20 protein-coding genes are annotated in these 22138 nt (G+C 70.9%); 12 read left to right on the top strand and 8 right to left on the bottom strand.

Annotated elements, in window-relative coordinates; translation table 11 throughout:
* Window positions 1-3: 3 nt before the first annotated feature.
* Entirely contained in the window at window positions 4-405 is a 402-nt protein-coding gene (locus tag ACIPY5_RS01275) for a hypothetical protein (protein WP_400965744.1), read from the top strand.
* Between the two features lie 155 nt (window positions 406-560).
* On the opposite strand, the gene ACIPY5_RS01270 is transcribed toward ACIPY5_RS01275, so the two are convergent.
* The 3 genes from ACIPY5_RS01270 to zapE form a co-directional block, all read right to left on the bottom strand.
* Window positions 561-1151: a type II toxin-antitoxin system PemK/MazF family toxin gene (locus ACIPY5_RS01270; RefSeq protein WP_400965741.1), complete on the bottom strand. Its 591-nt coding sequence runs from the start codon at window positions 1149-1151 to the stop codon at window positions 561-563.
* Window positions 1152-1192: 41 nt separating this feature from the next.
* A complete protein-coding gene (locus ACIPY5_RS01265) occupies window positions 1193-2428 on the bottom strand; it encodes an ammonium transporter (RefSeq protein WP_309341632.1) in 1236 nt (411 codons plus the stop codon).
* 131 nt (window positions 2429-2559) lie between these two features.
* Complete coding sequence (gene zapE / locus ACIPY5_RS01260; protein WP_400965738.1) at window positions 2560-3612, bottom strand: cell division protein ZapE; 1053 nt, start codon at window positions 3610-3612, stop codon at window positions 2560-2562.
* A 178-nt stretch (window positions 3613-3790) separates the two neighbouring features.
* Here zapE and ACIPY5_RS01255 point away from each other — a divergent pair, with 178 nt between their 5' ends.
* Both ACIPY5_RS01255 and ACIPY5_RS01250 read left to right on the top strand, forming a co-directional pair.
* Window positions 3791-4684 carry a sulfurtransferase gene (locus ACIPY5_RS01255; RefSeq protein WP_400965735.1) on the top strand — a complete coding sequence of 298 codons (894 nt, stop codon included), beginning with the start codon at window positions 3791-3793 and terminating at the stop codon, window positions 4682-4684.
* Window positions 4685-4702: 18 nt separating this feature from the next.
* Window positions 4703-5152 (top strand): SufE family protein, encoded by a 450-nt coding sequence (locus tag ACIPY5_RS01250; protein ID WP_400965732.1) that lies wholly within the window; start codon window positions 4703-4705, stop codon window positions 5150-5152.
* 86 nt (window positions 5153-5238) lie between these two features.
* On the opposite strand, the gene ACIPY5_RS01245 is transcribed toward ACIPY5_RS01250, so the two are convergent.
* On the bottom strand, window positions 5239-6399 hold the full coding sequence (locus tag ACIPY5_RS01245; RefSeq protein ID WP_400965730.1) for an alpha/beta hydrolase: 1161 nt from the start codon (window positions 6397-6399) through the stop codon (window positions 5239-5241).
* A 25-nt stretch (window positions 6400-6424) separates the two neighbouring features.
* On the opposite strand from ACIPY5_RS01245, the gene ACIPY5_RS01240 reads away from it, so the two are divergent.
* The 4 genes from ACIPY5_RS01240 to ACIPY5_RS01225 all read left to right on the top strand — a co-directional run bounded on the left by ACIPY5_RS01240 (window position 6425) and on the right by ACIPY5_RS01225 (window position 11787).
* On the top strand, window positions 6425-7006 hold the full coding sequence (locus ACIPY5_RS01240) for a DUF3000 domain-containing protein (RefSeq protein ID WP_400965728.1): 582 nt from the start codon (window positions 6425-6427) through the stop codon (window positions 7004-7006).
* Window positions 6999-8195: a ribonuclease D gene (locus ACIPY5_RS01235; RefSeq protein ID WP_400965725.1), complete on the top strand. Its 1197-nt coding sequence runs from the start codon at window positions 6999-7001 to the stop codon at window positions 8193-8195. Before ACIPY5_RS01240 ends, ACIPY5_RS01235 begins: the two co-directional genes overlap by 8 nt.
* A gap of 233 nt (window positions 8196-8428) precedes the next feature.
* Window positions 8429-9634 carry a thiolase family protein gene (locus ACIPY5_RS01230; RefSeq protein ID WP_309341625.1) on the top strand — a complete coding sequence of 402 codons (1206 nt, stop codon included), beginning with the start codon at window positions 8429-8431 and terminating at the stop codon, window positions 9632-9634.
* A gap of 8 nt (window positions 9635-9642) precedes the next feature.
* The gene (locus ACIPY5_RS01225; RefSeq protein ID WP_400968431.1) at window positions 9643-11787 is read left to right on the top strand and encodes a 3-hydroxyacyl-CoA dehydrogenase NAD-binding domain-containing protein; all 2145 of its coding nucleotides are present in this window, start codon (window positions 9643-9645) and stop codon (window positions 11785-11787) included.
* A gap of 116 nt (window positions 11788-11903) precedes the next feature.
* Here the strand turns inward: ACIPY5_RS01225 and ACIPY5_RS01220 are convergent, their stop codons facing one another.
* Genes ACIPY5_RS01220 through ACIPY5_RS01210 form a run of 3 tightly spaced genes read right to left on the bottom strand, consistent with a single transcriptional unit; the run spans window position 11904 to window position 16101 of the window.
* Window positions 11904-13541: a GMC oxidoreductase gene (locus ACIPY5_RS01220; protein ID WP_400965722.1), complete on the bottom strand. Its 1638-nt coding sequence runs from the start codon at window positions 13539-13541 to the stop codon at window positions 11904-11906.
* Window positions 13538-14440 (bottom strand): diacylglycerol/lipid kinase family protein, encoded by a 903-nt coding sequence (locus ACIPY5_RS01215; RefSeq protein ID WP_400965719.1) that lies wholly within the window; start codon window positions 14438-14440, stop codon window positions 13538-13540. Before ACIPY5_RS01215 ends, ACIPY5_RS01220 begins: the two co-directional genes overlap by 4 nt.
* A gap of 2 nt (window positions 14441-14442) precedes the next feature.
* Window positions 14443-16101 (bottom strand): FAD-binding oxidoreductase, encoded by a 1659-nt coding sequence (locus ACIPY5_RS01210; RefSeq protein WP_400965716.1) that lies wholly within the window; start codon window positions 16099-16101, stop codon window positions 14443-14445.
* A gap of 20 nt (window positions 16102-16121) precedes the next feature.
* On the opposite strand from ACIPY5_RS01210, the gene ACIPY5_RS01205 reads away from it, so the two are divergent.
* The 5 genes from ACIPY5_RS01205 to ACIPY5_RS01185 all read left to right on the top strand — a co-directional run bounded on the left by ACIPY5_RS01205 (window position 16122) and on the right by ACIPY5_RS01185 (window position 20096).
* Window positions 16122-16721 (top strand): TetR/AcrR family transcriptional regulator, encoded by a 600-nt coding sequence (locus ACIPY5_RS01205; RefSeq protein WP_400965714.1) that lies wholly within the window; start codon window positions 16122-16124, stop codon window positions 16719-16721.
* Window positions 16718-18244 carry an FAD-dependent oxidoreductase gene (locus tag ACIPY5_RS01200; protein WP_400965711.1) on the top strand — a complete coding sequence of 509 codons (1527 nt, stop codon included), beginning with the start codon at window positions 16718-16720 and terminating at the stop codon, window positions 18242-18244. Before ACIPY5_RS01205 ends, ACIPY5_RS01200 begins: the two co-directional genes overlap by 4 nt.
* 66 nt (window positions 18245-18310) lie before the next feature.
* Window positions 18311-19003, top strand: a complete 693-nt coding sequence (locus ACIPY5_RS01195) for a TetR family transcriptional regulator (RefSeq protein WP_400965708.1) — start codon at window positions 18311-18313, stop codon at window positions 19001-19003.
* Complete coding sequence (locus ACIPY5_RS01190; RefSeq protein ID WP_309341617.1) at window positions 19000-19548, top strand: hypothetical protein; 549 nt, start codon at window positions 19000-19002, stop codon at window positions 19546-19548. Before ACIPY5_RS01195 ends, ACIPY5_RS01190 begins: the two co-directional genes overlap by 4 nt.
* Window positions 19549-19583: 35 nt before the next feature.
* Complete coding sequence (locus ACIPY5_RS01185) at window positions 19584-20096, top strand: hypothetical protein (protein ID WP_400965705.1); 513 nt, start codon at window positions 19584-19586, stop codon at window positions 20094-20096.
* A 13-nt stretch (window positions 20097-20109) separates the two neighbouring features.
* On the opposite strand, the gene dxs is transcribed toward ACIPY5_RS01185, so the two are convergent.
* Complete coding sequence (dxs, locus tag ACIPY5_RS01180) at window positions 20110-22092, bottom strand: 1-deoxy-D-xylulose-5-phosphate synthase (protein ID WP_400965702.1); 1983 nt, start codon at window positions 22090-22092, stop codon at window positions 20110-20112.
* Between the last annotated feature and the right edge of the window lie 46 nt (window positions 22093-22138).

Below are 22138 nucleotides of genomic sequence, written 5' to 3'. Positions count from 1 at the left end.
ACGATGACGTCGACCACCACCCCGGCGCTGCGGGTCATGCGGATCCTCAGCACGCTTCTCCTCCTCGCGACCGGCGGGATCCACCTCTTCCTCGTGTTCGACGGCGTCGGCGGGGTCCTCGGCGTGCTGTTCGTGCTCAACGCCGTCGCAGCGCTGGTGCTCGCGATCGGGATGGCCGCGCTCCGCGGCAGGCTCCTGCAGTCGGCGACCGTGCTGTCGCTGCTGTTCCTGATCGCGACGCTCGGGGCGCTCCTGCTCGCGCTCACGGTCGGACTGTTCGGGATCACCGAGGTGTGGACGTTCACCCTCGTGCCCCAGACGGTCGTCGTGGAGTCGGTCGGGATCGTCGTCCTCGCCGTGACGACCGTGCTCGTACTGCGGGGCGGAACTCCGGGTCGGCGCTGAATCGCGGTGTCGATCCGCAATCCCGAGCTCGGATGCACGGGATCCTGGCGAGTGCACGGGTTCTGCACGCCAACAGGCCGTGCACTCGGCAACTAGCCGTGCGCTCGTGGGTCGAGGGGGCGGCGGCAAGTGTCCAAGCCGTTCTCAGGCCGTGATCACGCCGCCGCGGTCCACCCGAACCGGCGCTCCAGCACGCTCGCCACGCGCTCGAAGCGGTCGCGGTCCAGGGCGGCCGCCTCGCGCCGCACGCCCGAGACGTGCACGCTGTAGAGCTGGTCGACGTCGACCCAGCTCTCTCGGCCCTGGCCGTCCCAGGGGCCGGATCCGAGCGAGAGGAAGTCGCGGTCGCCGTCGTGCGACTTGCTGGTGAGCTTGACCGCGTACACCCGGTCCGCCGACTGCGTCCCGATCACGAGCACGGGCCGGTCCTTGCCCCGTCCGTCCCTCTCCGCGTAGGGCACCCAGGTCCAGACGATCTCGCCCGCATCGGGTGCGCCATCTCGGTGCGGCGCGTACGAGACCCGCAGCGCGCGGACCGAGCGGGGATCCAGCTCGATCGTCTCGGTGGCTCCGCCGTGGCCCGGCGTCGGCTCGAGCGTCGCCGTCCCGGCAGACGGCCGCGCTCCCGCGCCGCCTTTGCTCCCCTGCGGCGCCCCGGCACGGGAGGACGAGCTCGTGAAGGCCTTCGCGATCGCCGTGACGGCGGAGAGGAGCGCGGACAGGATGCCGTTGCCATTGGTGGTCACAACGACACCCTATCCGCGCCTGTCCCGCATCCCCGCGGGTCTCAGGAGGTGAGCGCGTAGCCCTCCTCGCCGTGCACCACGAGGTCGACGCCGGCGATCTCGTCCTCGCTGGTGACACGGAATCCGATGGTCTTCTCGATGGCCAGGCCGATCACCAGCGCCACGACGAAGGAGTAGATCAGCACGCCACCCGACGCCAGCACCTGCACCACGAGCAGCCGGATGTCGCCGCCCGTGAACAGGCCCTGTCCGGTGGCGAAGAACCCGAGGTAGATCGTGCCGATGAAGCCGCCGACCAGGTGCAGGCCGACCACGTCGAGAGAGTCGTCGAAGCCGAGACGGAACTTCAGCTCGACCGCCAGGGCGCACACCGCGCCGGTCAGGGCGCCCAGCAGCAGCGCCCAGCCGGGCGTCAGGTTGGCGCACGCGGGGGTGATCGCGACGAGGCCGGCGACCGCGCCGCTGGCCGCGCCGATCGAGGTGGCCTTGCCTCCGCGGATCCGCTCCACGAGGATCCAGCCGAGGATGCCCGCGGCCGCCGCGCCGAAGGTGTTGATCGTGATGAGGCCGACGCCGTCCATCCCCTTCGTCGTCCACTGCGCGCCGGCGTTGAAGCCGAACCAGCCGAACCACAGCAGCGCGGCGCCCAGGAGCGTGAGCGGCACGTTGTGCGGCTTCTGGATCCCCTTCTGGAATCCGATCCGCTTGCCGAGCACGAGCGCCAGGGCGAAGGCGGCGGCACCCGCGTTGATGTGGACGGCCGTGCCACCCGCGTAGTCGATGAACTCGATACCGCTGTCCGCGCCGAACAGCATGGCGCCCAGGTGCATGATCCACCCGCCACCCCAGACCCAGGCGGCGATCGGGAAGTAGCCGACGGTCGCGAAGACCCCCACGAAGATCAGCCACGGACCGAACTTCGCCCGGTCCGCGATGGCGCCGGAGATGAGGGCGACCGTGATGATCGCAAACGTCGCCCCGTAGCCGACCGTGAGCAGCGCCACGTTGGATCCCTTGCCGCTCGCGAGCGATGCGAGACCGAAGTCGGCGAACGGGTCGCCCGCGAACTGGGTGGGCGAGGACACGCTCGCCATCGACGAGCCGAAGAGGATCCACAGCACGGCCACGAGCCCGATGGCGCCGAAGCTCATCATCATCATGCTGACGACGCTCTTGGCCTTGACGAGACCGCCGTAGAAGAACGCCACCCCCGGCGTCATGAGCAGCACCAGCGCCGTCGCCGTCACTCCCCAGGAGATGTTCCCTGTTGCTTCCATGCTGTGCGCCTCCACCTGATCGCGTCGTGCGTTTCAGTGTGGCGGCGCCGTGTTTCGCGGGAACGAGGCGGATGTTGCGGCGGTGTTACAGGATCCGCCGCTGTGTGAACAGCGTGTTTCGCAGGCGGCGGTCAGGCCGCCGCCGGGCGCTCTGCGTGCGAGAGGGCGTTCAGACGGGAGATCGCGCGCAAGTACTTCTTGCGGTAGCCGCCGCCGAGCATCTCCTCGCTGAAGACCTCGTCGAGGGGACGGCCCGTCGCGAGCACCGGGATCTGCGCGTCGTACGCGCGGTCGACGAAGGCGACGAACCGCAGCGCCTCCGACTGGTCGGTGAGCTGGCGCACATCGCGGATCCCCAGCGCCTCCACGCCCGCGATGAGGCGGATGTAGCGCGAGGGGTGCACCTGCGCGAGGTGCTTCACGATGTCGTCGAAGGCGTCGTCCGAGACGCGATGCCGCGCGCTCAGCGCAGCGACCTGGGCGGCGTAGTCCTCGCCGGAGAGCGCGAGGGCGTGCCCGTCGAGCGCCCGCTGACGGAAGTCCACGCCGTCGATGCGGATCGTCTCGAAGCTGTCGGACATCGCGTGGATCTCCCGGAGGAAGTCCTGCGCGGCGAACCGGCCCTCGCCGAGGGCGTTCGGCGGGGTGTTGGACGTCGCCGCGAGCTTCGTGCCGCCGCCGACGAGCTCGCCGAGCAGCCGCGTCATGACCATGGTGTCGCCCGGATCGTCGAGCTCGAACTCGTCGATGCAGAGCAGATCGGATCCGCGGAGCAGGTCGACGGTGTTGCGGTAGCCGAGCGCGCCGACGAGCGCGGTGTACTCGATGAAGGATCCGAAGTACTTCCGCCGGGCGGGCATCGCGTGATAGATCGACGCCAGGAGGTGGGTCTTGCCGACACCGAAGCCGCCGTCGAGGTAGACGCCGGGCTTCGCCTGCGGAACCTTCGGCGCCCGCCGGAACAGACCGCCGCGCTTGACCTCCTGGGCACCGGTGGCGAATGCCATGAGGTGCTGCTTGGCCTCCTCCTGGGAGGGGTAGGCCGCGTCGGAGCGGTAGCTGTCGAACGTCGCCCCGTCGAACTGCGGCGGCGGCACGAGCCCCGTCAGCAGTTCGGTGCCGGTCATCTGCGGCTGGCGGTCGATGAGGTGGACGACGCCGGAGGTGGCGGCCTGATCGGTCATGCGGATCCTGTGTCGAAGTCTTACCCTGCGGGTGCGCAGGGGCGCACGGGGTTCTAGTGTCGAAGAGACGGATCAACCCTACGCCGTCGCCGTCACCGGTTTCACCGCGCGTCACCGCGCGCGAAGGGCCGTTCACGGACATCGTCGCCCTGCATCACCACTTCCGAGGGAGCCCCCTGTGACCGTCGAGTTCGACACCACGTCCGCATCGTTCGCCGAGTACGCCGAGCCCGGACGGCTCGTCAGCACCGACTGGCTCGCCGCGCACCTGGGCGAACCCGGCCTGGTGGTGGTGGAGTCCGACGAGGACGTGCTGCTCTACGAGACGGGGCACATCCCCGGCGCCGTGAAGGTCGACTGGCACACCGAGCTCAACGAACCGGTCGTGCGCGACTACGTGGACGGCGCGGGCTTCTCTGCGCTCCTCGGCCGCAAGGGCATCTCCCGCGACGACACGGTCGTCATCTACGGCGACAAGAACAACTGGTGGGCCGCATACGCGCTCTGGGTGTTCTCGCTCTTCGGACACGAGGACGTGCGCCTGCTCGACGGCGGGCGCGACCGCTGGATCTCCGAGGGCCGCGAGATCACGACGGCGCTTCCCGAGCGCGCCGCGACCGCGTACCCGGTCGTCGAGCGGGACGACTCGGTGCTCCGCGCGTACAAGGACGACGTGCTCGCGCATCTCGGCAACCCGCTCATCGACGTGCGCTCGCCCGAGGAGTACAACGGCTCGCGCACCTCGGCGCCCGCCTACCCCGAGGAGGGCGCGCTGCGCGCCGGGCACATCCCCACGGCCCAGAACGTGCCCTGGGCCAAGGCGGTCGCCGAGGACGGCGGGTTCAGGCCCCGCACCGAACTGGAGACGATCTACCTCGACGGCGCGGGCCTCAGAGCCGGCGACGACGTCGTGGCGTACTGCCGCATCGGCGAGCGCTCCGCCCACACCTGGTTCGTGCTGAAGCACCTGCTCGGCTTCGAGAACGTGCGCAACTACGACGGATCCTGGACCGAGTGGGGCAGCGCCGTGCGCGTCCCGATCGTCACGGGCGAGGAGCCCGGGACGCTCTGACGTGGGAGAATGGCGGGGATGTCCGACACCCCCGCCTTCGTCCTCCCCGACTCCCTCGCCGAGATCAGGGACGAGTTCCTCGAGCTCCCCGAGACCGACCGGCTGCAGCTCCTCCTCGAGTTCTCGAACGAGCTCCCCGCGGTCTCGGACGAGGTCGCCGCGCACCCCGAGATGACCGAGCGCGTGGCCGAGTGCCAGTCGCCCGTCTACATCTACCTCGAGCTGGCCGACGGTGCGGTGACGATGCACGCCACCGCGCCCGCCGAGGCGCCCACCACTCGCGGCTTCGCGAGCATCCTGGCGCAGGGCATCGCGGGTCTCAGCCCGGAGGCCGTGCTGGCGATCCCCGACGACTTCCCCCAGTCGATCGGACTGACCAGGGTCGTCTCACCGCTGCGCATCTCCGGCATGACCGGCATGCTCATGCGCGCCAAGCGCCAGGTGCGCGCCCGCCTCACCGCAGGCTGACCCGGGCGCCTGACCGCGAGACTCCATCTCCGCGACGAGACAGCACCGCCGGAGCGAAGTCTCGTCGCCCAGGTGGAGTCTCGCTGTCAGTCCGCGAACCCGTTCTCTCCGAGCCAGTCGGTGATCGCGTCCGTCCAGCGGTTCTGGTCGTAGTTCCAGAGCTTCGTGTGGCGCGCGCCGGTGAACGGCGGCATGGTCACCAGATCCGGACGCGCCGCGGCCAGCGCATGGGAGGCGTCGGAGGGCACGAAGCCGTCGTCGTCGCTGTGCAGCAGCAGGATCGGCACATCCAGCTCAGCCGCGCGGGCGACCATGTCCAGCGCGTCGAACGGGATCGCCTGGTCCGCGCCGCTGAGGCGTGCCGACCAGGGCTGCTCCAGGGCGTCCATCGCGAGCTGCGGGAGCGGATCCGGCAGCTTCATCGCCTTCGCCTGGTAGCGGAGCACCGTGCGCCAGTCCACGACCGGAGAGTCCAGGATCATGCCGACGACCGCACCGCCGTGATCCGAGGTCACCAGCGTCTGCAGCGCGATCGCGCCGCCCATCGACCAGCCCATGAGCAGGATCCGCTCCGCGCCGTGACGCAGCGCGTAGGCGATCGCGGTGTCGATGTCGCGCCATTCCGTCGCGCCCAGTCCATAGGATCCCGGGCGCGTGCGCGGCCCCTCCCCGTCGTTGCGATACGAGGCGACGAGTACGGGCAACCCCGCAGCGTGCAGCACGGGCACCGCACGCAGGCACTCGGAACGGGTCGCGCCTCGGCCGTGCACCTGGATCACCCAGGTGGTCGACTCCGCCGGGAACAGCCATGCCGGGCAAGGGCCGGCCGGCGTCCCGATCAGCACCGACTCATAGGGCAGGTGCAGCTCCCCCGGCGCCAGGTAGTAGTAGCCGCTGAAGGCCGCTCTGCGGGCGATCTCCGCACCGGGTTCGATCTGGGTGAGGAGCTTGCGACGCACGCGCTGCGCATCCGCATGCAGCACCGCGCCGAGCTTCACGTACCCGGGGGTGCCGTCGACGTACAGACCGTAGCGCCCGGGGAGCTCGGTGTCCGCGGTGCGCGAGAGCTCGATCGTCTGCGCCCCCGTGTCGACGGCCAGAACGTCGGTGTCGTTCTTGCGGGGCGCCGGAGTGACGACCTCGCGCGCGATGCGCAGGACGAGGGCTCCGCCGATCGCCGCGCCGAGAGCCGCGGCGCCTGCCAGCGCGATCGCGCCGATCGTCGCGGCGTGCCTGAGACTCTTCATCGCCTCCTGACTCTAGTCTGTCCGCGTGAGCGCTCATCCCGGACCCGACGGCGTCTTCGCGCACGCCGCCGAGCAGCTGCGGGCGCTGCGATTCCGTGACGACATCGTCGTGCGCGAGATTCCCGCGCCGACCGGCCTCGCCCCCGATGCTCTGGCCCTCGCGGCCGACGTGCGCCCCGACGCGAACGGCGACTCGCTGTACGGCACGGGACGATTCGTTCTCCTGCACGATCCCACCGAGCCGGACGCCTGGGGCGGACCCTGGCGGATCGTCGCCTTCGCGCAGGCTCCGCTCGAACCCGAGATCGGCACCGATCCGCTGCTGGCGGATGTAGCGTGGTCTTGGCTGATCGACGCGCTCGGCTCGCGCGGCGCGACGCATCACTCCGCATCCGGCACCTCGACCAAGACCCTGTCCAAGGGATTCGGGGGCCTCGCGGCGGAAGGGGACGGCGCGCAGATCGAACTCCGCGCGTCGTGGTCGCCGACCGGCCCCCTCGCCCCGCATGCCGAGGCATGGGCGGAACTGGTCGGAATGCTGGCGGGACTGCCGCCGGGCTCAGAGGACATCGCCGTGTTCGGCGCCAGGAGAACGATCCGTGACTGACTACGTCGTCATCGACAACGACAAGGACTTCGCCGCAGCGGCCGAGACGCTCGCCGTCGGGCACGGCCCCGTCGCCGTCGACGTGGAGCGCGCCTCCAGCTTCCGCTACTCGCAGCGCGCCTATCTCGTCCAGGCCTTCCGTCGCGATGCCGGCGCGTTCCTGTTCGATCCGATCTCGATCAGCTCCTTCCTCCCGTTGCAGGAGGCGATCGGCGCCGAGGAGTGGGTGTTCCACGCCGCGAGCCAGGACCTGCCGTCGCTGCACGAGCTGGGTCTCGACCCCGCGCACGTCTTCGACACCGAGCTCGCGGCGCGTCTGCTCGGCTATGAGCGCGTGGGCCTCGCCGCGGTCGTCGAGCGCGCCCTCGGCATCGTCCTGGCCAAGGAGCACTCCGCCGCGGACTGGTCGACCCGTCCGCTTCCGAACGCCTGGCTCGAGTACGCCGAGCTCGACGTCCTGCATCTGGTCGATGTGCGCGACTTCATCGCCGCCGAGCTCGAGACCGCCCACAAGACGGCGTTCGCCGCTGAGGAGTTCGAAGCGACACGCGTCCGCCTGCCCAAGCCTCCGCGCGAGGAGCCGTGGCGTCGCCTGAGCGGTCTGCACCAGGTGCGTGGTGCGAAGAACCTGGCGGTCGCCCGAGAGCTGTGGGAGGCCCGCGAGGAGTTCGCCCGCGAGTCGGATGTCTCCCCCGGTCGTCTCGTGCCGGATCGCGCCCTCATCGCCGCCGTGCAGGCCAATCCGCAGAACAAGGGCGCGCTCGCCGCCGTCTCGGCCTTCACCGGGCGCGCGAGCCGCAGCCAGCTGGACCGCTGGTGGGCCGCGATCGAGCGGGGCCGCGAGCGCACCGACCCGCCGCGCGAGCGCGTGCCCAGCGACGCGCCCCCGCCGCCTCGTGCCTGGGCCGATCGCAACCCCGAGGCGGACGCGCGCCTCAAGGCCGCCAAGGCGGTCGTCGAAGCGCATGCCGAAGAGCTCGGGATGCCCACCGAGAACCTGCTCACCCCCGACACCTTGCGCCGGATCGCCTGGGAGCCGCCGGCCGAGATCAACGCCGCGACGATCGGATCCGCGCTCGCCGCGCGCGATGCGCGGAGCTGGCAGATTGAGGAAACCGCACAGCGGATCGCGGATGCTTTTGTGGAAGCCGCGCAAACGGCGGACGAGGCGCCCGGAACCGCTTCGTAGGTTCAGCCCAACCGATTCCTCCACGGATCCCCCACCGCTCCTAGGCTGAGGGAACACCCCGAGGCGTACCGACCGAGCTGACACTCGGTCTCACGAATTCGGGGACTGCGTTCCTCGGAACGTGCGAAACTGTAAGTCCGGCGCGCAGTTGCGGGCCGGCGACCATCCGTTCCGCGCAGCGGTCCGGATTTTGGAGGCCCTGTCCGCGCTGCGGACCGGACATTGGAGGCAGAGTGGCCGAGATCTCGGACGTCTTCTTCGTCGATGGAGTGCGCACCCCCTTCGGGCGCGCCGGCGAGAAGGGCATGTACTGGAACACCCGCGCGGACGACCTGGCCGTGAAGGCCACGATCGGCCTGATGGAGCGGAACGCGAACGTCCCGCTGGACCGGATCGACGACGTCGCCATCGCGGCGACGTCGCAGACGGGCGACCAGGGTCTCACCCTCGGCCGCTCGGTCGCGATCCTCGCCGGTCTCCCGCAGACCGTGCCCGGCCTGGCGGTCGAGCGCATGTGCGCCGGCGCCATGACGAGCGTCACCACGATGGGCGCGTCGATCGGCGTCGGCATGTACGACCTCGCCCTCGCCGGCGGCGTCGAGCACATGGGCCACCACCCCATCGGCGGCAACGCCGACCCCAACCCGCGCTTCGTCGCGGAGAAGATGGTCGACCCCGGCGCCCTGAACATGGGCGTCACCGCGGAGCGCATCTTCGACCGCTTCCCGCACCTCACCAAGGAGCGCTCCGACCGCTTCGGCATGCTGAGCCAGCACAAGGTGCAGGCCGCCTACGACGCGGGCAAGATCCAGCCCGACCTCGTCCCCGTCGCGATCAAGGGCGCCGACGGCGCCTGGGGCCTCGCCACCGAGGACGAGGGCCGTCGCCCGCAGACCACGATGGAGGATCTGGCGGCGCTGAAGACCCCGTTCCGCCCGCACGGCCGCGTCACGGCCGGCACGTCCTCGCCGCTCACCGACGGTGCGACGATGTCGCTGCTCGCCGGCGGCGGCGCGGTCAAGGAGCTGGGCCTCGCCCCCAAGATGCGCATGGTGTCGTTCGCGTTCGCCGGCGTGCAGCCGGAGATCATGGGCATCGGCCCGATCCCGTCCACGGAGAAGGCTCTCAAGAAGGCCGGTCTCGACATCTCCGACATCGGCCTCTTCGAGCTCAACGAGGCGTTCGCGATTCAGGTCATCTCCCTGCTCGACCACTTCGGCATCGCGGACGACGACCCCCGCGTCAACGCGTGGGGCGGCGCGATCGCCGTCGGCCACCCGCTGGCGGCGAGCGGCGTGCGCCTGATGATCCAGCTCGCGGCGCAGTTCGCCGAGCGTCCCGATGTCCGCTACGGGCTCACCGCGATGTGCGTGGGCCTCGGTCAGGGCGGCTCGGTCATCTGGGAGAACCCCTACTTCGACGGCAAGAAGCGGAAGTGAGTGCAGGAATGACGAACTACGACGCAATCGACTTCTCGCCCATCATGGCCCTCACCGAGGGCGAGGTCGTCACGCACTCCCCCGTGCGCGACGTGCGCCTGCCCTCCGGCAAGGTGCTGGCCCTCGTCACGCTCGACAACGGCCGGGACCACACCCGTCCCAACACGCTCGGCCCCGCGACGCTCACGGAGCTCGGCGAGACGCTCGCCGGCCTCAAGGCGCGCGCCGCAGCCGGTGAGATCCACGCGGTGGGCATCACGGGCAAGCAGTACATCCTCGCGGCCGGCGCCGATCTCTCCGACATCAGCCGCGTCGGATCCCGCGACAACGCGCGTCTCATCGCACAGCTCGGTCACAAGGTGCTGGGATCCCTCAGCGCCCTGGGCGTGCCGTCGTTCGCGTTCGTCAACGGACTCGCCCTCGGCGGCGGCGTCGAGATCGCGCTGAACTCGACCTACCGCACGGTCGACGCCTCGGCGGCGGCCCTCGCGCTGCCCGAGGTGTTCCTCGGGATCATCCCGGGCTGGGGTGGCGCCTACCTGCTGCCGAACCTCATCGGCATCGAGAACGCGCTCGAGGTCGTCATCTCGAACCCGCTCAAGCAGAACCGCATGCTCAAGCCGCAGCAGGCGTTCGAGCTCGGCATGATGGACGCGATCTTCCCGGCCGCGAACTTCCTGGAGGACTCGCTGCGCTGGGCCGACGCGGTGCTCGGCGGCAAGAAGGTCGAGCGCAAGAACGAGCCGGGCAAGATCGAGCGCCTCACCAAGTGGCCGATCGCCATCAAGATGGCCCGCGGCATGCTCGAGTCGAAGATCGGCACCGTCCCGCGCTCGCCGTACGTCGCCCTCGACCTGCTCGACAAGGCGAAGAGCGGCACCCGTGAAGAGGGCTTCGCCCGCGAGGACGAGGCGCTCGCCGACCTCGTCACCGGCGACCAGTTCGCCGCGTCGATGTACGCCTTCGACCTCGTGCAGAAGCGCGCCAAGCGCCCGGTCGGTGCCCCGGACAAGGCCCTCGCCAAGAAGGTCACCAAGGTCGGCATCATCGGGGCCGGCCTCATGGCGAGCCAGTTCGCGCTGCTCTTCGTGCGGAAGCTGCAGGTGCCCGTGCTCATCACCGACCTCGACCAGGCGCGCGTCGACAAGGGCGTCGCCTACATCCACGAGGAGATCGGCAAGCTCGAGGCGAAGGGCCGGCTCGACGCGGACAGCGCAAACAAGCTGCGCGGTCTGGTCACCGGCACGACCGACAAGTCCCTGTATGCGGACTGCGACTTCGTGATCGAGGCCGTCTTCGAGGAGGTCGGCGTCAAGCAGGCCGTGTTCGGCGAGATCGAGCAGATCGTCGCCGAGGACGCGATCCTCGCGACCAACACCTCCTCCCTCTCCGTCGAGGAGATCGGCTCGAAGCTCGCGCACCCCGAGCGCCTGGTCGGCTTCCACTTCTTCAACCCGGTCGCGGTCATGCCGCTCATCGAGATCGTGAAGACGGCGACGACCACCGAGGCGGCCCTGTCGACCGCGTTCGTGGTCGCGAAGGGCCTCGGCAAGAACGCCGTGCTCACGGCGGACGCCCCCGGGTTCGTCGTGAACCGCCTCCTCGCCAAGGTCATGGGCGAGGCGGCCCGCGCCGTCTACGAGGGCACGCCGGTCGCCGAGGTGGAGAAGGCGTTCGCTCCGCTCGGCCTGCCGATGGGTCCGTTCCAGCTCATCGACCTGGTCGGTTGGAAGGTCGCCGCGCACGTGCAGGACACCATGGTGCACGCGTTCCCGGATCGCTTCTACGCGAACGAGAACTTCCACGCGCTGGCGGATCTGCCCGAGGTCGTCGAGAAGGACAAGGGCGGTCGGGTCACCGGATTCACCAAGGCCGCGGACAAGATCGTGAAGCAGGCCGCGGGTTCCGCCCCGACGCCCGCCGCGGAGATCCTCCGCCGCGTGCAGGACGGCCTCGCGCAGGAGATCAGGCTCATGCTCGACGAGGGCGTGGTGCCCGAGGTCGAGGACATCGACCTGTGCCTCATCCTCGGCGCGGGCTGGCCGTTCATCGACGGCGGCGCCTCGCCGTACCTCGACCGCGAGGGCGCCTCCCAGCGCGTGTTCGGCGCGACGTTCCACACGCCGGCGATCCGCGGGATCGCGAACCGCTGACCCCACGGTGAAGCCCCTGTTCCGGTCCCTGAGCTCGTCGAAGGGTCCGGAACAGGGGCTTCATCATTCCCGTGCGCTGTCGCGTTTCGTCTCGCTCCGCCTCCGGCCGTGATCGCTCAGCGACCGCGGGACTCCTGAACGGGCCTCGGATCCGCCTCGCCCTGTCGCGGCCAGTACGACATCGCGCGTTCGGCGAGGGCCGTGATCGTGAGCGAGGGATTGACACCGGGATTCGCCGGGACGGCGGAACCGTCCACGACCGAGAGCCCGGGATGGCCCCACACGCGGTGGAAGGGGTCGACGACGCCATGCTCCGGCGCGTCGGAGAGCACCGCGCCGCCGAGGAAGTGCGCGGTGAGCGGGATCCCGAAGACTTCGGGCCAGGATCCGCGCGCGGATGCCGGGACGCCCGTCTCCTGCGTCATGCGGGCCGCGATCGCCTCCGCCGCCCGATGCGCCTCGGGCAGATGGCTCGGGTTCGGCGCGCCGTGCCCCTGGGCGCTCGTCAGCACGTCGCGCCCGAACCGGCGCCGCAGGGAGAGTGTCAGCGAGTTGTCCGCGGTCTGCATCACGAGCGCGATGATGCCCCGCTCGCTCCAGCGCCGCAGCGTGCCGAGGCGGAACTGGCGGATCGGATGGCGCACGACGGCGCCGAGCAGCGCGCCCAGCCGTCGTCCGAGCGGCACGTCCCCGGGCACGAGCACCGTCGCGAGGGCACCCATGAGGTTGGATCCCGGCCCGTAGCGCACGTTCTCCACGTGGGTGCGCTCGTCGACGTGGAACGAGGTCGTGATGGCCACGCCCTGCGCGAAGCCGGCCCCGTCCGGCACCGCGGTCGAGACCGCGCCGTCCAGCGCCTCGGAGTTGGTGCGGGTGAGCCGGCCGAGCGCATCCGGGATCCGCGGCAGCGCCCCGGAGGCCTTCATCCGGTGCAGGAGCTGCTGGCTCCCCCAGGTGCCCGCGGCGAGCACGACCTGCTCCGCGGTCACGGTGCGCCGGAGGCCCCGGCCCCAGGCGCCGCTGCGACGGGTGGTGACCGAGAACCCGCCTCCCGCGAGTTCGCGCACCTCGACGACGGTGCGGAGGGCCTCGATCACCACGCCACGGCGCTCTGCGAGGGCGAGATAGTTCTTCATGAGGGTGTTCTTCGCACCGACCCGGCAGCCGACCATGCAGTTCCCGCACAGCGTGCAGCCGGTGCGCGCGGGCCCCTCGCCTCCGAAGAACGGATCCGGCACGGTCTCCCCCGGCGCGCCGAAGTACACCCCGACCGGTGCGCGGCGGAACGTCTTCGCCACCCCCAGGTCCTCGGCCGCACCGGCCATGATCCGTTCCACCGGACCGGTGTGCGGATAGTGCTCCACGACGCCGAGCATGCGCCTGGCGGACGCATAGTGCGGCGCGAGCTCCTCCTGCCACGGCGCGATACCGGCCCACTGCGGATCGTCGAAGAAGGCGGCGCCCGGCTGATAGAGCGTGTTCGCGTAGTTCAAGGAGCCGCCTCCGACACCCGCCCCCGCGAGGATCATCACATGCGGCAGCCGGTGGATCCGCTGCACGCCGAAGCAGCCCAGCGCCGGGGCCCACAGATACCGGCGCACGTTCCAGTTCGTCTGGGCGAAGTCCTCGTCCTCGAAGCGGCGCCCCGCCTCGTACACGCGGACCCGGTAGCCCTTCTCCGCGAGCCGGAGCGCGGCGACCGCGCCGCCGAATCCGGATCCGATCACGACGACGTCCTCGTCGAAGCCGCTCATGCCGTTCCTCCGTTCGGGACCATCACGGTCAGCGATGCCGGCCGCACCCGGATCCGGCATTCCCTCTCGGCGACCCGCTCGCCGTCGGCGTAGACCACGAGGTCCGGTGCCGAGACCGTGATCTCGGCCACGCGCCGATGAGCCACCTCCGATCGCCCCAGATGACGCCCGCGCAGCAGGAGCGGGAACAGGCGCAGCAGCCTGGCACGTCCCAGCGGGGCGACATGGACGACGTCCAGCAGACCGTCGTCAGGGCGCGCGTCGGGGCAGATGGGCATGCCACCCCCGTAGCTGACCGTGTTGCCCACGGCGACGAGCGTGCCTGGCGCCTCCCGCGGACTCTCACCGTCGCAGGCCAGCCGGAACCGGGTGGGACGCAGACGCACGACTTCGACGAGGATCGCGAGGTAGTACCGCGCAGCCCCGCGCGGCCACCGCAGCAGATTGGTGCGGTCGCTGACCTTCGCATCGAAGCCGAGTGCGGCGACCGTGAGGAACGGCGTGGTCCGCCCGCCGGCGACGATCTCGCCGACGTCGATACGACGACGCTCTCCGTGCAGGGCCAGGAGCGCGGCACTCGCGGGATCGCGCCGCGGCAGCCCCAGGGCGCGCGCGAAGTCGTTTCCGGTGCCCGCCGGCACGAGCACCAGCGGTACCGCTGCGCCCGTGAGGTCGGGCAGGATCTCCGATACCGTGCCGTCGCCGCCGACCACCACGATCGCATCAGGACGCTCCGCGAGGGCGGTCGCGGTGAGGCGCCGCGTGTCGGCCGCCGAAGACCCGATGCGCACGCGCACCTCGGCCCCTGCGTCGCGCAGTGCCGAGATGGCCGCGTCCGCGGCAGCGGCGCCGCGCCCCTTGCCGGAGCGCGGATTCGCGATCAGGGCGATCACCGGCACGTTCAGGCCCCCGGTGCGCGCGCAGGGACGGGAGTCGCCGCACCGAGCACCGCTCCGGGGTTCATGATCCCCTCGGGGTCGAGTTCTCGTTTGACGGCGGCGAGTATCCGCACGCCGGTCTCGCCGATCTCCTCCTCGAGCCAGGGCGCATGATCGCGGCCCACTGCGTGGTGGTGGCTGATCGTGCCGCCCGCCGCCATGATCGCGTCGCCGATGCGGTGCTTGATGCCGGACCACACCTCCTGCGCGTCGGCGGCGAGCGGCGCCAGCAGGGTGAAGTACAGCGAGGCGCCGGTCGGATACACGTGCGAGACATGGCACATCACGAACACCTTGCGGCCCGCGTCGGCGAACCCGCTCTTGAGGGCGCGTGTCACGGCATCGCGCAGTCCTTCGAGGCGGGACCACGTGGTCGCGGTCTCCAGCGTCTCGCAGAACACGCCGGCATCGAGCAGGGCGTCGCGCAGATACGGCCCGTCGAAGCGGGTGCGCAGCCAGTCCTCGGACGGACCCTCACCCGAGGACGTGCCTCCGGCCGCCTGCAGCAGTGCCGCAGTGCGCATCCGGCGCGCGGCCACGTCGTCCCCCTCGAACACGGTGACCGCGCTCGCCCCCTTGGCGAGGGCCTTGCCGATCTTCCCCACCTGCGCGAGGCTCACGCTCGTCTCGGCCTCATCCGAAAGCCGGATCACCGTGGGACCGCCGCCGTGCTGCGCCACGGCCCGCAACGCTGCCGCACCGGTCGCGAAGTCGGGGAACGTCCAGGACTCCATCACGCGCTCCGCCGGCGCAGGATGAACACGCACCCTGACCTCGGTGATGACGCCGTAGATGCCTTCGGATCCGAGGAACAGACGCACGAGGTCGGGCCCGGCCGCGCTGCCCGGCGACCGGCCGAGCTCGATGTCGCCGGTCGGCGTCGCGACGCTGATCCCGGTGACCATGGTGTCGAACCGTCCGTATCCGGCGGAGTTCTGCCCCGAGGAGCGGGCGGCGGCGAACCCGCCGATCGTCGCATAGCGGAAGCTCTGCGGGTAGTGCCCGAGCTCCATGCCGTGCTGTGCGAGAAGTCGTTCGGCCTCGGGCCCCGTGGTGCCGGCGGCCAGCACCGCCTCGGCGCTCACCGCGTCGTAGCCGAGCAGCCCGCTCAGGCGACCGAGATCCAGGCTCACGACGGCACGATGGCCTCCGCGCTCGGGGTCGAGTGCGCCCACGACGCTGGTGCCGCCGCCGAAGGGGATCACGGCGATGTCGCGCTCCGCAGCGAGCCGCAGGCACGCGACGACATCGTCGTGGTCGCGGGGCCGGAGCACCGCGTCCGGCGAGGCCTGCACCGCGTCGCGGCGCCGCAGCAGATCGGGTGTGGACCGTCCGCCGGCGTGCCTGATGCGCGACTCCGCGTCCGTCAGGACGTGGTCGATCCCGAGGACCGCGGCGAAGGCGTCCGCATCCTCCGGCGTGAAGGCGGAGGGGCTCAGGCGAACCTCGCCGAGGGCGATCGGGGGCCGGGGGCGGCGGATCCGTCCGAGCAGGAGCGGCAGCAGCGACCGCACGGCGAAGGGCAGATCCTCTGCGCGCTCCGGGTCCCCCCAGCCGTTCCAGCGCATCCGCGCGGCCTCGGAGATCGGATCGTCGGCGCCTCTGCCGCTCTCGTGACTCATGCGTTACAGTGTGACAGATCATGACAAAACGTCAAGCAGTTGCGGGCGTCGTGCTTCCCACCTGGGACGCGACGCAGAGCAGGATCCTGGATGCCGCCGATGCGCTCATCGCGACCCGCGGCGTACGCGGCATGACGATCGCCGAGCTCGCCCGGCGCGCCGGCGTGAGCCGCCCGACGGTCTACCGGAACTGGTCCGATGCGGACGATGTGGTCCGCGCCGCACTGCTGCGCCGCGTGGCCGTCATCCTCGACCGGTTCCCCGCTCCCGCGACGACCCGTGCGGAGATCGTCGACGACGTCCTGCGGTTCGCAGCGCTCTTCCGCGCCGACGACGTCTACCGGCACCTGCTGACGGAGGAGCCGGAGGCGTTCACCCGCTACACGCTGGAGCGGGTCGGATCCAGCCAGCGCGCGATCCTCGCGTGGCTCGCCGTCGCGATCGGCGCCGCCCAGCACGACGGCTCGGTGCGCGGGGACGACCCTCAGGCGATGGCGGTCATGCTCCTGCTCGTCGCGCAGTCCGCGCTGCTCTCGCACGGGACGGTGAGCGAGCTGATCGACGAGCCCTCCTTCGAACGCGAACTTCGCGCCGCCGTCGAAGGCCTGCTCCGACCATGAACGGAGCCTCGCGGCTGACCGCGGCACGGCGAGGACAGGAACTCGTCCGGTCGGCGGAGGATCGCGTCGATCTGCTCGTCGTCGGCGGCGGCATCACCGGGGCCGGCGTGGCCCTGGACGCGGCGAGCCGGGGGCTGTCGGTCGCACTCATCGAAGCGGAGGACCTCGCATTCGGCACGAGCCGGTTCAGCTCGAAGCTCGTGCACGGCGGGCTGCGCTACCTCGCGACCGGGGACGTCGCCACGGCCCGGGAGAGCGCGATCGAGCGCCACCTGCTGATGACGCGCATCGCGCCGCACCTCATCCGGCCGATGGCGCAGCTGCTGCCCTTCTCCCCCGCCGTCACGCTGACCCAGCGCACCACCGGCGCGATCGGCTTCGCGCTCGGCGATCTGCTGCGGCTGCAGGTGCGGACGCCTCAGGCCGTCCTGCCCGCACCGCGCTTCGTCAGCGCGCGCACGGCCAGGCGCCTGGCCCCGTCCGTGCAGACCGACCGCCTGCGGGGCGCGGTGCTCGCCGCCGACGGGCAGCTCGTCGACGATGCCAGACTGGTCGTCGCGGTGGCCCGGACCGCGGCTGCGTACGGCGCGCGGATCCTCACGCGAGTGCGGGCACTCGGATTGCGCCACGACGGCGCGGCGCTCGAGGACACCCTGACCGGGCAGCGGTTCGACATCCGGGCGCGTACGGTCGTGAACGCCACGGGCGTCTGGGCCGGAGCGCTCGATGACTCCATCCGCATGCGTCCGAGTCGCGGCACGCACCTCGTGGTCGACGCCGCCGCACTCGGCGATCCGTCCGCGGCGCTGACCGTGCCGCATCCCGGCTCCATCAGCCGCTTCGTCTTCGCACTGCCGCAGCAGCTCGGACGCGTCATCGTGGGTCTGACCGACGAGGACGCGCCGGGCCCCGTGCCCTCGGTCGCGACCCCCACGGAGTCGGAGATCGCGTTCCTGCTCGAGGTCCTCAACCGCGCGCTTCGCACGCCGATCCGCCGCGACCAGGTGCGCGGCGCGTACGCCGGGCTGCGCCCGCTCGTCGACACCGGCGGCGCGTCCACCGCGGACATCTCCCGGCGTCACCTCGTCGCCGTCTCCGAGGGCGGCTTCGTCAATGTGCTGGGCGGCAAACTCACCACGTATCGCCGGATGGCGGAGGATGCGGTGGATCGCGCCGTCGCGCTCGCGAACCTGTCTGCGACACCATGCCGTACCGCCACGCTGCCCCTGGTCGGCGCACTCGCCTCGCCGCACCGACCCGGGAGCGACCTGGATTGGCGGTACGGCGCCGAAGCCGGGCTGGTGCTGGGCCGCGCGCGCTGCGCGGATCCACGGGACCCCATCGCGGCGGGCATCGACGTCACACGTGCCGAGGTGGAGTTCGCGGTGCGGGCGGAGGGCGCGCTGACCGCCGACGACGTCCTGGACCGGCGCACGCGCATCGGCCTCGTGAGCGACGACCGCGCGCACGCCGAGCCCGCAGTCGCGCAGCTCGTCACCGAGACGCTCGCAGGTCCCACCTGAGCCGAACACGACCCCTGCCATGACGTCCCGATGGACGCGAGCTCCGCTTGACGCTATTCTTTGAACATGTTCAGTTCAGAGTCGGACACCACTGCGAAGCCCCTCACCCCGAAGGCCGAGGCAACGCGTGCGCGGATCCGCGCCGCGGCGATGGCCTCCTTCGTGGAGCGCGGGTACCCGGACACCACGATCCGCCTCATCGCCAAGGAGGCCGGCGTCTCAGTGGGGAACGCCTATTACTACTTCCCCTCGAAGGAGCACCTGGTCCAGGAGCTCTACGACCAGCAGCAGCGGGATCACGCCGCCGCCGCGCGCCCGCGGCTGGAGGGCACGACGGGCCTCGTGGACCGACTGCGGGTGTTCTTCGAGACGGGCCTGGAGACGGTCGGCGCCTATCGTGCGGTCGCCCCCGGCTTCCTCAGCGCGATGGTCTCCCCCGATTCCCCCATCAACCCGCTCTCCGTGGAGTCCTCCCCCGCGCGCGAGATGACGATCGGCCTGCTCCGCGAGGTCGTCGAAGGGGCGTCGCACCGCGTGCCGGACGACATCGCCGAGCGTCTGCCGGAGGCGATCTTCCCGATGTACCTGGCGCTGATCCTCCGGTGGACCTATGACGAGTCGCCGGACCAGGCGAAGACCACGCGCCTCCTCGACACCGGCCTCAGACTGTTCGCCGTCGCGCTCCCGTTCCTGCGCGTCCCCGGGGTACGCGGCGTCACCCGCGATCTCCTCGATCAGATCGCGGACGTGCGACCATGAGCGCCGCTGTCTTCGTATCACCGCGCACGTCCAGCGAGCCGATGGCGTTCACGCCCAAGGAGTTCATCCGTGGCACGGCGTTCGCGTGGATCATCTTCGTGCTCGGTGCCGAGCTCGCGTACGCGGTCGACGCGGCGACGCCTGTCCCCGGGCTGGTCTACGAGTCCTTCAACGGGCTGACGGGTGTGGCGCTCTTCTGGTCACGCGTCGCGAATTCGTTCCTGTTCATCGTCCCGTTCTCCTTCGTGCTCGCATGCGTCCTGGCGCCGCTCGGGCTTGGTGTCGGCCATCGACTTCGCCGTACGGACAACGCCTTTGTCCATAGCGTGATGTTCCTCATCCTCGGCGCGGGGATCGGCCTGGCTTGGTGGGTCCTCTGCCGGTTCCTCTGGGTGGATCCGATGCGACCGTTCGCCATCGGCGTCGCCATCGCCGTGACTCTCGCTCTTCCCGTGGGCTGGAGTATCACCGCTCGGATCGCGCTGCGACGAGATGCACGCCATCGCGCTCTCGTCGACGCAGGCTCGACCGGCGCCGTCCGATGAGTACGATGGGGTCGCCGCGCACTCCGAAGCGACCCATGGCGTTCACCGCTGCCGAGCTGAGCCGTGGGGCCGTCTGGGCCTGGCTGTCCTTCCTGATCCTTCTGACGTCGCTCTTCGTGGTTCCGACGCTGATCTCGCTCGTGACATCGCTCTGGTCGCCGGCGAGCCTCGACGGGCTGCCCCCGACCGGCGGAGCGATGCTCGGGGGGCTCCAGTACCTGACCATCGTGCTCGTCATCGGCGGGACGATCTCCGGTCTCGTGACGCTCGTCGCCGCGCCGCTTGCGGGAGCGATCGGACGGCGGCTCGCCGGAACCCGCCCCGCGTGGATCCATGCCTCCGCCTACCTGCTGCTCGGTGCGGTGGTCGGTGGCGCCGTCGGTCTGGGGATCGGCGCGCTCGTGACACGGGAATCGCCGTACACGCTCGTCCTCGCGGGCCTGGGAGCTGGGCTCACCGCACCGGCGACCGTCGCCGGATGGTGGATCACGATGCGCAAGGCGCTCCGCGACGACCGTCGTGAGCGGGACGCGGTCCAGCCGGCCTGATCTCAGAGCGCCCTCAGCCGCGCCGGCGCTCCTCCGCGCCGTGCTCCGCACGGATGCCCGTCACGATGTCGACGGTGCCCGTGTGCAGGGGAACCTCGCCCGTGGGACGGGCGATCGGTACCCGGGTGCCGAGCACCTGCGCGACCACGTCCTGCGCGATCTTGCCGGCGGTGAGTCCGGCGTCCTCGAGGATCTGCTCGCGGCTCGCATGGTCGATGTACGCGTCGGGCAGGCCCAGCTCGTCCACCGCGGTGTCGATGCCCGCCTCGCGCAGCACCTGCCGCACGCGAGTTCCGACTCCGCCGACGCGGATCCCATCCTCGAGCGTGATCACCAGGCGGTGCCGGGCGGCGAGTTCGACGACCGAGGGCTGCACCGGGATCGCCCAGCGGGGGTCGATCACGGTCGCGCCGATCCCCTGCGCCTTGAGCCGCTCCGCCACGTCGAGCGCGAGGGACGCGAACGGCCCGATCCCCACGAGCAGGACATCCTCGCCCTCACCGCGGGACAGCACGTCCACGCCGTCGTGCAGGCGCTCGAGCGCGGCGATCTCGGGAGCCACGGCCCCCTTCGGATAGCGGATCACGGTGGGCGCGTCGTCGACGCCGACCGCCTCCTCCAGCTCCTCGCGGAGGCGCTCGGCGTCGCGGGGCGCCGCGATGCGGATCCCCGGCACGATCTGCAGCATGGAGAGGTCCCACAGACCATGGTGGCTCGGACCGTCGGGCCCGGTGACGCCGGCCCGGTCCAGCACGAACGTCACCCCGGCGCGGTGCAGTCCGACGTCCATCAGCACCTGGTCCAGCGCGCGGCCCATGAACGTCGCATACAGCGCGACGACCGGGTGCAGGCCGCCGTAGGCGAGCCCCGCGGCCGCCGTGACCGCGTGCTGCTCGGCGATGCCCACGTCGTAGACGCGGTCCGGGAAGCGCTCGGCGAACGGGGCGAGCCCGGTGGGTCGCAGCATGGCGGCGGTCATCGCGATGACCTCGGGCTTGCGCGCACCGAGATCGACGAGCGCGTCGGCGAACACGTCGGTCCATCCCGTGCCGCTCGCCGCGAGGGGCGTCCCCGTCTTCGGGTCGATCTTGTTGACGGCGTGGAACTGGTCGGCCTCGTCGTCGAGCGCGGGCTGATAGCCGCGGCCCTTCTCCGTGATGACGTGCACGATGACCGGCGCGCCGTAGTCCTTCGCGAGCTGCAGCGCCTCCATGAGCGAAGGGATGTCGTGACCGTCGACCGGGCCCAGGTACTTGATGTCGAGGTTGGAGTACAGCTCCTCGTTGTTCGAGAAACGCGAGAGGAAGCCGTGCGTGCCGCCGCGGACGCCCCGGTAGAACGCACGACCCACGGGTCCGAAAGCGCGGAAGAAGCGATCCGACTTGCGATGCAGGTCGCGGTACACGCCCGCCGTGCGCACGCGGTTCATGTACCGCGCCATGCCGCCGATCGTGGGCGCGTAGGAGCGGCCGTTGTCATTGACCACGATCACGAGATTGCGCTCGTTGTCGTCCGAGATGTTGTTGAGCGCCTCCCAGGTCATGCCGCCGGTGAGCGCCCCGTCGCCGACGACCGCGACGACGTGACGATCCTCACGGCCCGTCGCCGTGAAGGCCCGGGAGATCCCGTCGGCCCAGCTCAGCGAGCTCGAGGCGTGCGAGGACTCGACGACGTCGTGCGGGCTCTCCGAGCGCTGCGGGTAGCCCGCCAGTCCCCCGCGCGATCGCAGCGCGGAGAAGTCCTGGCGTCCGGTGAGCAGCTTGTGCACGTACGACTGGTGCCCGGTGTCGAAGATGATCGGGTCGTCCGGCGAGGAGAACACCCGGTGCAGCGCGATCGTGAGCTCCACGACCCCGAGGTTCGGCCCCAGGTGCCCGCCGGTGCGGGCCACGTTCTCGATCAGGAACGATCGGACCTCCGCCGCCAGCTCGACGAGCTGTTCGGGCGTGAGCCGATCGAGGTCGCGGGGACCGGAGATACCGGGAAGGATCGCCACCGTGTCTGCCTCCTGAAGCCAATAGTGCGCGGCGAGCCGGAGCCCG

The organism is Microbacterium sp. NPDC089698 (assembly GCF_044749045.1).
GTDB lineage: Bacteria > Actinomycetota > Actinomycetes > Actinomycetales > Microbacteriaceae > Microbacterium.
Note: the sequence above shows the minus strand (reverse complement) of the source record. Positions and strands in the feature narration are given on the sequence as shown.